Source organism: Chlamydiales bacterium (genome assembly GCA_031292375.1).
Classification (GTDB): Bacteria; Chlamydiota; Chlamydiia; order Chlamydiales; family VFKH01; genus JARLHF01.
The window spans coordinates 13,847-25,757 of record JARLHF010000049.1 but is presented as its reverse complement, the minus strand read 5'-3'; the positions used below and the strand labels follow the sequence as shown (position 1 = coordinate 25,757).

At 35.7% G+C, this 11,911-nt stretch carries 6 protein-coding genes; 3 read left to right on the top strand and 3 right to left on the bottom strand.

Features of this window, described 5'->3' with window-relative positions; all coding sequences use genetic code 11:
* The first annotated feature begins 159 nt into the window (after positions 1-159).
* A complete protein-coding gene (locus tag P4L16_06185; GenBank protein ID MDR3624711.1) occupies positions 160-1,413 on the top strand; it encodes a LysM peptidoglycan-binding domain-containing protein in 1,254 nt (417 codons plus the stop codon).
* Here the strand turns inward: P4L16_06185 and yidD are convergent.
* From yidD to P4L16_06170, 3 genes are read right to left on the bottom strand one after another with little or no spacing between them, the layout of a single operon-like run.
* On the bottom strand, positions 1,410-1,619 hold the full coding sequence (yidD, locus tag P4L16_06180; GenBank protein MDR3624710.1) for a membrane protein insertion efficiency factor YidD: 210 nt from the start codon (positions 1,617-1,619) through the stop codon (positions 1,410-1,412). The two genes, P4L16_06185 and yidD, sit on opposite strands and share 4 nt — an antisense overlap.
* Before the next feature lie 6 nt (positions 1,620-1,625).
* Positions 1,626-2,483, bottom strand: coding sequence for an RMD1 family protein (locus P4L16_06175; GenBank protein ID MDR3624709.1), 858 nt, complete (start codon positions 2,481-2,483; stop codon positions 1,626-1,628).
* Between the two features lie 57 nt (positions 2,484-2,540).
* Positions 2,541-4,049: a hypothetical protein gene (locus P4L16_06170; GenBank protein MDR3624708.1), complete on the bottom strand. Its 1,509-nt coding sequence runs from the start codon at positions 4,047-4,049 to the stop codon at positions 2,541-2,543.
* A gap of 289 nt (positions 4,050-4,338) precedes the next feature.
* Between P4L16_06170 and P4L16_06165 the strand changes: the two genes are divergently transcribed.
* Positions 4,339-7,095, top strand: coding sequence for a hypothetical protein (locus P4L16_06165; GenBank protein MDR3624707.1), 2,757 nt, complete (start codon positions 4,339-4,341; stop codon positions 7,093-7,095).
* A gap of 177 nt (positions 7,096-7,272) precedes the next feature.
* Entirely contained in the window at positions 7,273-11,910 is a 4,638-nt protein-coding gene (locus tag P4L16_06160; protein ID MDR3624706.1) for a glycogen/starch synthase, read from the top strand.
* Position 11,911 lies beyond the last annotated feature (1 nt).

Sequence of the window (11,911 nt, the reverse complement as noted above, 5' to 3'; positions counted from 1 at the left end):
TCTAAAACTATTAGAGCCACAACGTGGCGACAGGAAAAAATATGTCTCATCCCATTCATTTTTTTTATGTATCCTAAAATAAATATGTTACAAATATGTTATTGACAAGTGCTTAATAAGAACGTTATTATCTAACTGTTTTTTCGATTGAGAATTGTAATGCACGATAGTAACAAGCGTATAGTTAGACAGGCTCGTTTTTTTTTACAGGGATTGATTTTCAGTGTCGCCTTGAATGTGGGTTTAGCGCTGACTATATTTTGCTTGTTTGTTAAGGATACAGAAGATTCATTTGAGCGTAAGCCCGCAGTAGAGCAGGCAACTCTTATAGCCGATTTCCGCTCTCATGCGGATGTGATACATTCGTTTGAAAAGCTCTCTTTTGAGCAGTTAATTGCAAAACTTGATAGTAAAACATTAATTGAAGATGGGTTTACGGAAAGAGATTTAGCTCTTGGCTGTCTTGTTTCCTGTTTTCATTTTAATCTTACAAAAGCCCTTTCTAAAATGCCAGTAGATCAGCGTACTTTTTCTGTTTTAAAACAAGAGGGTAGTTCTGTTGAAATCGTTTTGTTCCCAGGTCTTTTAGATGAAGATTTTAAAGCCATTTTGCACTACGCAAGAACAGAGCAGTGGCCCCTTACAAGTAAGGGATTGTTTTTGCGTATTAAACAAACTAAGGAGCTCCCTGAGTCACTTGCAGATGCATTTTTTTTATCATCCGAATTTTGTTCTGCAGAGGCGCTTTTTAGGGCAGCAGACGCTAAAATAGACAAACATCAAATTTTAGCGATCTTGCAAGAAGGTGATTGGCAGATGCTAGAGAGTTTTGCAAAAAAGCAAAAAGAAGCGCAGGACTTAACTGTAGCGCATCAACAGCGTTTTCTCTTGGACTATGTTAGCAGGGGTTCTAAAAAAGCTACAGAATTTATGCTGCAAGCCCATGGCGCTTTTGCTGTAAAAAAATTAGACGATGCTCACGTAATTGCGATGTTGAATCTTTTAGATAATAAAACGGTGCGCTCTGAAGCCTTTGCAAAGGCATTGCTCTTGAGCCCTAGAAGCACAGCTGTTTGGAAGGTTGCAGCAGATAGGCTTTGCATATATATGGGAGAGGCTTTAATTGAGCCCTATGATCATATGAAAGCACTCACTCGTTTTATTCCTGCAGAAGTAATTCAAGAAAAGACAAAGGTTGCAAAAGCGGTTGTGAATAAATCATCGCTTCCAGCAAAGCCTTTGGCTGCAAAGTCATCTACTATTGAAAAAAAACTTCGTACGCACACAATAAAAGAGGGTGAAAGCCTTTGGACCATTGCTAAGAAGTATAAAGTGAGTGTCGAGGCACTTAAAAATGCAAACCAACTTAAAGCTGATTCCATTCGAACAGGCAAGGTTCTTACAATCCCTTAGGGGACAAAATCACAGCCGCCTTTGTTCCAAGGAAAGCATTTTGCAAGGCGTTTAAGAGTAAGCCAGAAAGCTTTTAAGATCCCATGTTTTTGAAAGGCTTCGATAGCATATTCTGAGCAACTTGGAAAGAATCTACAGCTGCATCCAATAAATGGTGAGAGAGTAATCTGGTATAAGCGAATGAGTGCAATAAAAAGTGATTTCATAAAAAGCTAGAAGATGTGTAAAAAGTCTCTGGAAAGAGCAAGTATCACTTCCATGATAATTAAAATAATAATAATCCACTCTAATGCGGAAGAGTGTTGATGATTGAGCTGACTGCCAAGCATTTCAAGAAGTTCTCTTACAATATCTAGTCGTTTGTTAAGAACATCTACTCTCGTTATAACGTCAAGGTAATTTGCAGTGGTACGGTAAAGCAGATCTAGCTCTGGATATTCCCAAAAGAACTCGGGAGTGTCTAAAACATCCCAATGTAGATTAATGGAATTCCTCTCAATAAAAAGCTCTCCAATTTTTTTAGCGATATCTTTTCTAGAAAGCGCAATAGCGCCTTTTTTTACCAGATTTTGAGTCAGGGGGCGTGTTTTTTCAATCGTTTCTCGAATCGAGTGTTCAAAGATAGCAAGTTTGACAGATTGTGCAATTCCATAAGATACAGCAAGCTTTGCAAGGGAAGATGAATCAGCAAGGGTAATTTCATCTTGATGTATTTTGAAAGTAGGGCCGTAGCCATAAGTTAGTTCATCAAACTCTCTTAAAGTAAGAGCTCCCTCTTCAAATGGCTTAAGCTCTTCTAAAACAGCATGCTCTTCTTCCTCGTTTAAGCCCCAAAACACAGTAGCACCGAAAGAAAAGTAGAAAGCATCACCACAAATCCCATCTTTTCGCTCAACGGGAACATGAACTACATCCTTGTAGATGCTTGGGTTGCTTTTTGCCTTTAGAGCAGAAAAAAGAAACTGGATAGAGTAGGCACTAGCAGTACAGTACGCCGTGCAGCGCATAAAGATGACTTTTAGTTGATTTATTCCTAAAGAAAGCCTACCATCTTCTTGATTTCTTGCCAACCTTTTGTAAAAACAATTTGTATAATTAGATCGTTTAAGTCAGCGCTTCGGATTGGTTTAATGGCCTTGTAAGATTGCTGCTGAAATAACCATTGTCTCATATTTAAGAAATAAATTAGCAATTTTCATATTTTTTAAACCATTGTTAAACATAACTGTGTGTTTCTGCAGAACCTGAGAAAGAGTTTTTCCTAATGGTTTTGATCTAGAAAAAATTAACATGTTTTCTGTGCCAGTTTGTTTTGTATATTGATTTATAGTCTTTATGCTTTGGGTAGTTTCCATCATTCTTGGGGGTAGAAATTCTACTTCATAAACATTTTGTTCATTAACTCGTACTCTTTTATTTTGAGTTATCTGAGCCATAATCGCATCAGATTCTTGTGCCAAGTGCACAACATCACGAATAGAAAATATGCTACAAGTTGAGTAATCTGATTGTCGAGCGCTTCCTGTGTGCGTATAAATTTCTAATTTTGAAGTAGAATCACTTTCTATGTATGCTTTTTTTATAATCTCTATTATTTTCAAGTCCCATTTACTAATACTAAAACCTCCCCGACAATCGAGAATAAGTATGTTAAGTATGCCTTCTCGCTTCTCCAGATAAATGGGTGTCATGTGACGTTCTTGTTCAGTGCTTAAGCGATTTCTAATAACAAAGCAGCATTTTTGTAAGTCATTATTTTTCTTAAAGTCTTCGAAAATAAGTCTTAATTGCTCTTGAAATTCTGCAAAGTGGCTAGAAAGTAGTATGTTCATATTTCCTAAAGATGCTTTGTTTCTTAATTTTGAAAAAATTAGTTGGATTCCTTCTGTTGATAATGCTGCGTATCCAAGACCATCGTCACCTTGAAGTAACATGGAATGGTTAAGTAGAAAATAGTTTTTTAAAAAGGGGTGACATTGTTTTAAATTTTTAAGAGCAAATACATAATGTTCTCTTAATGGTGATGGTCTACATAATTCTTTTTTTCTTTTGTTTAAAATGTATATAGCTAGTTCCGATGCCTGCTTTAAAGTTATTGCTTTAAAAATTGATTGTAATGATTCGGCATCTTTTAACTTTATGAATGATTCAGCAAGCCATTCCAAATTTTGAAAACTAATTTTACTTATATCAGGTAACAATGGGTATATTATCTGAGCCATTTTTCTATTGGATTGAAAAAAATGTGGAAGATTTAAAGATTTCTTATCATCATTTAAAATAGCTGTGCAAAGAGGAGCTAATGACACTGTATGTTTTGGTGCAATACTATTAAAATTATTTACCGCGGAACAAAATAATTGAATTATTTCAGCATCTTGTGTTAGGACATGTGCTCCAATATCCAATAAAGTATATCTAGATGTTTCTAAATTAATGTTATAAAAATAGCGCCGTAAGAAATCAAAGTGCTTTATAAGTAGCCAACACAACCTGCTCATCAAGGAATTAGAACGTGTTGTTAGATCATGGGTAATCCAGCAGTTATCTTTACGTGCTTCTTTGAGACCTTGTAATTTTAGCTTAACAACATCCCATTGAAAATTTTCTGCACTATTGTGAATTGCTTGTGTCATTTTGCTCCTTAAAACTATTGAGATATGGCAGAATGATAGATGGTAATTATTTAAATAGTGTTAAGACAGGCCTTATTGCATAAACCATCTTGTAGATGATTTATGCAATAAGGCCTGTCATGCTGTACAGCGCATAGGGCAATTGCTTTTAGTTGATTTATTCCTAGAGGAGGTTTACCATTAGTATCCTTTGTTATTTAAATTATTGTTAATCTTAATAAAAGAAAAATATGTGGTGTATAGAATTTGAGTCAATATAATAATTTTTGTTAATAGAAGGGAAGAGAAAATGGCGGTTGTAAACTTAGCTAAAATGACAGGGATACTTGAGAATGTGGGTGTGTTGTTTACAGAAAAGCGCCTTATTACTCCTTGGACTTTAGAAAAATGGACTTATGACCGGGTTGTTAATTTAATTACAAGTATTGCTATTGGAATTTTTACTTTAGGAATTGTGCATTTTTGTATACTACATCGTAAAAAATCAATGTGTTTTCATTTGATAGAAAAAGATGGTAAAACATTACACGTACGTACACCAAAGTATTGGAAAATATTCGCAAGTAAGTTTTCAGATGTGGATCTCTCATATAGAAAGCCAGAAGTGGATGTAACAGGGTTGATGCTTGGTGCAAGAGAGAAGCAAGAATTAACGGAACATTGTCTTTTAGAGATGAAAGATTCGATGAAGGTGTTAGAATCTTCCATTGTTGATGGGATTAATGAAGCAATAAGAAGCAATGCGTGCCCTGAAGTTCTAGAAACGGTTCAGAAATTTACAGAGAGAATTTTGGATGTTTATGAAGCCTATGTTCATCTGAAGCTTGATGAATCTTCAAAAGTCACTACTTGGCTAACCAAAGATCCTCTCTTCAGATTACTTCAAGAATTAGAAAAGAATTTTGAGGGAATGTCAAAGGAACCTGGATTTGTAGGATCGCCTCTTAGATTTTTAAACATTTGTCGTGGAAAGTATGACCATGTGTCGAAAGATCAGCTTTATCGTTTTAAGTTATTTTTGGCTTACGGATCGAAAAGATTTTTTAACGAGATTACTAAAGATTCTCGAATGATACATAAGATTAATACTAAATTAAGAGAAAGTCAAAAGAATTGGCAGTTGAATGCAGCATTGATTTCTGTATTGCAGTCGCATTCTTCTGCTGAGCCTATTTTTAAATTGGGTGTGTATGCAGAACTTAATGATACAGAGAAACTAAGGTCTTGGCGTTCTCATGAGGAAATGCAGCAAGCTCGCTTGCGAGATCTTAATCACACATATGCCAAAGCGGAAAGGATTGCAGCGAGTAAGGATTGTTCTTCTGAAGATTTAAGGAAGAGATTTCGGATTTCTTTGCATGAGGCAGAAGAAATGGCTTTTTTAGGAAGTAATTCCTCTATTGAAAAGCAAGAAATGCAAAGAAAGAGAGCGATGTTTGAAATACGAGGTGATTCGAGAGCATTATTAAGGACAAATTGCGATACATCATTTTTGGACTCTTTCTTGGATTACCAAAAAAGAAGCAGACGCTGTGATTGGTTTTCGGGTGAACATACCTTTCAAGTACATTCCAGCGCTATCCGTAATTCATCTTATTTTGCAGCAATTGATGCCCTTGGACTTTCTCAATATGCAGGGATTTCAGGTTCTACAGACCAGATTTTTACAATAGCGGGTATTGTGGGTTTGCAGTCTAAAGAGGAATTAATGGCATTAAGAACAATATTTATTCCTTGGATGGGAGGGCATAATGATCATACAGTACATGAAATTTTGATGGCTACAGTAACATTTGGTCTTGAATATACTCCTTCAGCAGACTATTACAGGCAAATTTATCCAAAATGTCAAGGGCTTACTGCGTTGATTGAAATAGCTCAGGACCGTCGTGGATACAAACTTCCTGATTATTACCTATCAAATGAACATGCAAAAGCAGTGTGGGAGGCAAAAAAAAATGCAAGAGAGGCAGAATTAAATGAAAATATTCAAGGTTTATTGTCTAGTAGTAAATTAATTTTGCAGGGACTGCGTGCTTATCGGCACATGTATTCGCTTACTGATTTATTTGGAAAAGCAAGTTGGAAAAGAGAGTTAGATTATTTAAAGTATACAGATCAGGCTATTGCAAATAGGATAAGACGAAGAACAGTGGTAGAGCCAAAAACAGAGAAAATTTTGTACAAGCTAAATCCTAAAACAGAGATGTATGAGCGCTATAAGAGGCCTTATGAGATTTTTTATAGGGGTTCTAAGAAAGTGTCTGTTTCAATTGTTCCTCCAACTGGAAAGATTGTCCCTTATGTGCCTTTTGACTGGCCTCACCTTAATAGGATAGGTCTTTTGTTTAATGGTAATGAAATACAACATAAGCTTGATAAAGTATTTAGCATGGATGCTAATGTAGATATTGAGGCAAAGTGGAAGCGAGAATATTCAATAGCAGAGGTTCAGGCGCCAGATTTTAATGAAAGGCTTGCAAGGGATTCAAGAGAGGCAGTAAGATTTAATCGGACGATGGCTCATCAAATATCTTTGGATGAGCTAAATAGTCAATTTCAGCTTTTTGGAAATGAGTTTATTCATTACAATGAAGTTCTTGCTTCAACAAATCCAGAAGCAATTGCAGGCATTTTTTGTTTTTCTCGCGGACTGCCAACAATGATTCCTGGGTCAAAAGTTAATAAGCCATCAAAGTTTCATTATGAACCACTTGAACATGAGAGTGTTGTGCAATTTACAAAAGATATTGATTATGATCGCTATATGCGACTTATGGGTGTTGCTTGTAAGTTACATGTAAAAGCTTCTTTTGGTAAAGATGTTCCTCTTTATGAAATTAATAAGATGACAAATACAGGATTAACACTCGTTTCAAGAGAGGCATTGGTAGAAGAAATTAAAAGTATACTTCAAGACGAGCATCATGAAATTGAAGGTCTTATAAGAATTATTAGACATCAAACGGACATTACAGGCACAGATAAAGCAATTAGGCAGAGCCTTCAAAAAACACTTAATAATTTTTTGGGGAGTGACTTTTAGGGTAAAGAGTTTGGTATAATAACTGTAATGTTTCGGAGCTTTTGAAAGTGAATTTGGTAAAGTAGTTAATTTATGTAATATACTAAATTTATGTATTTATGCTGGATTAATAAAATAAAAATATATAACACTTATAATCAGCATTACTAAAAATAGTATGTAAATAATGGAGAAATCATGGGCTTAGGAGTTACTCCCCTAAAAGACATAAGTATTCCAAAATGTCTAGAAAATGTTCCCTATTTTTGGAGTTTTACTAAAAAAAAGGAGCATTTAGAAAAGCTAGAGGATAATTTTGTGCTGCATTGTGACAGTGCGCCTGCTGTACAAAAAAATATAGAGCATTTAAAGCAAGTAATACTTTCTCATTATTCTCGTATAGTTCTTCAGGTCTTGAATTACATCATATTTATTTTTACAGATGCAATCACAAAACTTTTGCAAGCTAATGAACGTAGCTGTAGGGTGATGGCCGTTCATTATAAGGCTAAAAAATGGAATGTTGGACACGATGAGAAAATATATTTGTTACAAGATGGTAAAATCGATCTTGTTGCAAGTTATCATAATTTAAAGTCTTTAAAGTATAAAAATACCAGTGAAAATCTCTTAAATTTAAATAAGAGTTCTACAAATATAGATAGTGAACTTGTATCTCTGTTTTCAAAAAAGACTCGAATGCTTTTAGAAAGGGCGTTAGAGCAAGCAAAGAGTTCGTGCAGTAGAAAAGTTGAGGCTTTAAAGAAAATAATAGATTGTTCGGGCAAAAACATACTAGAACAGTTTGCAATTGTTTTTGCGCAAAAACATAATTTATATCGAGATCTAGTAGCTCTTCAAGGTATGAAAGGGTTGAGTACACAAGAGGCTGTATTAGCAGAGGCAGCAAAGCTTCATGTTAATACGGTTGAGCTTTTGCAGTTGGGTAAGAATTTGCCATTAAATGAATTGCAAGAGCGTATAAATGCAGTTATTCGAGTAATTAGAGAAGAGCGCATCGGATCTGTTGACCGTGTTTTTAGAAAGATTATTCAGAGTGAAAATTTAACTCATGCCATCTATAGTACTTCTACAAGACAGCTTTCAGATAGCACTCCTGCAGAACAGCTTGTAGACGGCATTTCTGTAGATGTTTTAACAAAGCCCGTTGATGTTACAATGATTAGTGTTGAATTTTCAGGCCTTTTAAAAGAAGGCGGTCTTGCTGAGGCAGTTGAAGGACTGATTAAAGCAGTTAAAAAGAAAAACCCAGAAAGCACTTGTCGTTTGATCTTTCCCAAATATAGTACGCTTCCAGAAAAATTTCAGCAACTATTCAAAAGAACAACGCCAGAAGTACATATGAATGGTTTGGGAGAAAAGTATGAGGTTTATCGAATTAAGGACGCTGGTATAGAATTTTTATTTATCGATCATCCTTCATTTGTTTTAACAGGTGAAAGGCCAAGCATCTACAGTGCAACAAATGATACCGACAGAGTGCGTTTTACAATTTTTACATCTTTTGCAGCTGATTTGTTAGGAGATATGCAAGAATCTGGAGAGATTAATAAAGATAGCATCATTCATTTGCACGATAGTCATGTAGTTGGTGTTCTTTTAAAGATGGTAAAGGATAATAGAGAGGCGTGGGAAAAAGGAGAAACACCGCGTATAATTTATACTTTTCATAATAATAGTAGATGCGCACAGGGTAGAATAGGTTCTGGAAGTCCTTATAATTATGATCCTGTAATTCGTGGACTGCAAGAAGCAGGTATTGCAAATGAGTCAATTAATTTATTTGTGGAGAGTACAAGGCTGGCAGATGCTGTATCGACTGTATCCCCATCTTTTGCTTTAGAAGCGCAGACATTAGCGCTTGGTGAGGGAGTTGCCTTTGCTGCAAGGGATTGTGCGAAGATAGGAAAGCTCGTAGGCATTGTTAATGGAAGTATACCAGAGCGCTGGAATCCAGAAACAGATGACCAACTAAAAAATTGGATAGATTCAGTAACACAAGAGAATGTTGATCTTACTTATGGGCCAAAGACAGAGAATATTTTAGAAAAACGCTGGCAAGCAAAGTCTTGCTTAGGTAGGTGGGTAAATAAATATTTTCCAGAAGTTGTTATGGACTTTTCAAAGCCGATTGTAACTTTTGTAGGTCGTTTTGATTCCTACCAAAAAGGCATTGATCGATTAGATGAGTCAATCGAGGCAACTCTTAAAAAGGGTGGGCAGTTTATTTGTATGGGCTCATTAGAAGACCCAGATGCTACAAAAGAATTAGATCGGCTTCAACTTAAGTATAAGAAGGGTGTGCTTTTTATACGTGATTATAAAGATCCAAATGGACGCTATCATTATCAACAAGGTAGCTTAGATGCAAATAGTGAGAATGCAGTAGCGGGTATTGGCTCTGTTGTTAGAGCTTCTTCTGATTTTATTTTAATACCTTCTCGTTTTGAGCCTTGTGGCCTTGTTCAATTTGAGGGATGGTTATTTGGCTCGTTAGCCATCGCATCAAAAACAGGTGGACTTGCAGATACTGTCATTCCTTACGATGGAAATTTAGATGAGTTTAATGGTTTTCATTTTCTTGGAAAAGAAGATCGAAAACACTCTGTTTCAAATGTCGTTGGAAGAGCACTTGATTTATGGACGAGTATTTCTGATGAGGAAAAACAAAAAATTATTTCTCGAGTTATGAATGAGGGAAGGAAATCTAGTTGGACAGAATCTCCTCATGGTCTTTCTCCAGTTGACAAGTACTTGTTGCTTTATGAATCTGCAAGAATAAATGCTGAAAATAGGACAAGTTCAGTAGAAGAACATTTCTCGTTAGATTCTTATTTTAGACTTTATAATGAATTGTGGCTTGAGGGAAAAAAGAAGGCAAGTAGAGCTGTGCAAAATGAAGAAGAATATTTAACACTCTATTACAGCAATACATTAGATAGCGAGGCGTTAGAATATTATTATTTGTCACTTCCAGTTGGAATGCGTACTCAAGTTCCAGCTCCTTATGGAAAGGGTGTAGATTATAAATTATATGAACATCAGGGAGTTATTGTTGACAAAAGTGGGAAGGCCACATTTTCTATTTATTCTCCTAGTGCAAGATCTATCCATGTACACCTTCGTAAGGAAGATGGCAGTAGGGTCGTTGTGCCTATGACAAAGGATTCTCAAAATATCTGGTCTTGTCACGTAGAAACGGGAGTATATGTTGGAATGAATTATCAATTTCATGTTGATGGTAGAGCATGTATAGATCCTGTTGGTTTATCTACAAGTGTGGTAGAGGGGGAAAGTATTCCTTATTCTGTTGTAGTAGATAGGAATGCTTATCAGTGGCAAGATCAAGCTTGGATGGATGTTCGAGTAAAGAATTTTGATAATAAGCCTATGAGTACTTATGAGTGTTATCTTCCAACTTGGAAAAGAGAAGAAGACGGTAAGCTTCCTAGTTTAAGAAAACTTACAGGTGAGCTTGTAGGGCATTGTCAAAAGAATGGATTTACACATATAGAGTTTATGGGGCTATTAGATTATCCTTGTGAGGACTCTTGGGGATATCAAGTATCAAGTTTTTTTGCTCCGGACAATAGACTCGGATCATTAGAGGATTTAAAATATTTGATAGACATCCTTCATCAGAATAATATAGGTGTTATTGTAGATTGGATTCCTGCGCACTTTGCAAAGGATTCTTGGGCTCTGAGCTTGAATAATACGCATGATTATAAGTCTTATTGGTCTTTTCTTCGTCATATAGCATTTCGTTGGGGAACACACTTTTTTAACTATTCCAAAAAACATGTAAGAAATTTTCTGATTTCTAGTGCAGCGTATTTAATAGAAGAACTACACGTCGACGCGTTAAGAGTTGATGCTATTCGTTGCATTCTTACAAGTGATAATAGAATAGGTAGATTATTTTTAGAGAGTGGAAAGGGTAGATTATTTTTACAAGATCTCAATGCTGTAATTCATAGAGAGTTTCCGGGGGTTTTGACAATTGCTGAAGATACATCTGGGAGTGATAAAACAACGCAGGCTTCTCATTTGGAGGGCCTAGGTTTTGATAGAGAATGGAATATGTGCTGGGTAAATAATATGTTAAAATATTTTTCAACTGCTCCAGATAAGCGCAAGTCTATATATAACACATTAATTCATTCAATTATGGGTGATAACACTCATAAAATGGTTTTGGCAATCTCTCATGATGAAGTGCGGAAAGGTAAGTACTCCTTATTGAATAAGGTAGATGGACTGAGTATACAAAATAAATACGCGAATGTGAGAGCTATGCTTAGCTTCATGATGTGCCTACCTGGAAGAAAGCTTATGTTTGCAGGGTCTGAATTTGGAACATCTGTTGATTGGGATACCTTGATTGGACAGCCTAAAGGATTATTAGATGGTAAGGATATAGTCGATGGTCAAAAGATTATGGCTATGGTTGCTCATTTTAATGCTTTGTATAAGAATAACCCTGCATTTTATGAAAGTGATGACAATGCGTTCAATTTAGAGTGGATAGAAAAAAACGACCCAAATAAGCAAGTGTGTGCTTATAGGCGTACATCTTCGGATGGTTCTTCATTTGCCTGTTTACATAACTTTTTAGATACAGATGTACAATATGAAGTTGAAATAGAAAGTCCTGCTGGTCTTATCGAAGTTGCAAATACAGATGATGAGAAGTTTGGTGGTACTGGTAAGCTTAATACTAATATTCAGCTTGGGGAAGTGTCGAGCGGAAGATTAAAATATCTTGTTACTATACCAGCTTTTTCATCTGTCGTAATTCAAGAACATAAGTAGA

Coding starts and splice junctions, on each gene's coding strand:
- P4L16_06165 (MDR3624707.1), top strand. CDS start 4,339: ATGGCGGTTGTAAACTTAGCTAAAATGACAGGGATACTTGAGAATGTG.
- P4L16_06170 (MDR3624708.1), bottom strand. CDS start 4,049: ATGACACAAGCAATTCACAATAGTGCAGAAAATTTTCAATGGGATGTT.
- yidD (MDR3624710.1), bottom strand. CDS start 1,619: ATGAAATCACTTTTTATTGCACTCATTCGCTTATACCAGATTACTCTC.
- P4L16_06160 (MDR3624706.1), top strand. CDS start 7,273: ATGGGCTTAGGAGTTACTCCCCTAAAAGACATAAGTATTCCAAAATGT.
- P4L16_06185 (MDR3624711.1), top strand. CDS start 160: ATGCACGATAGTAACAAGCGTATAGTTAGACAGGCTCGTTTTTTTTTA.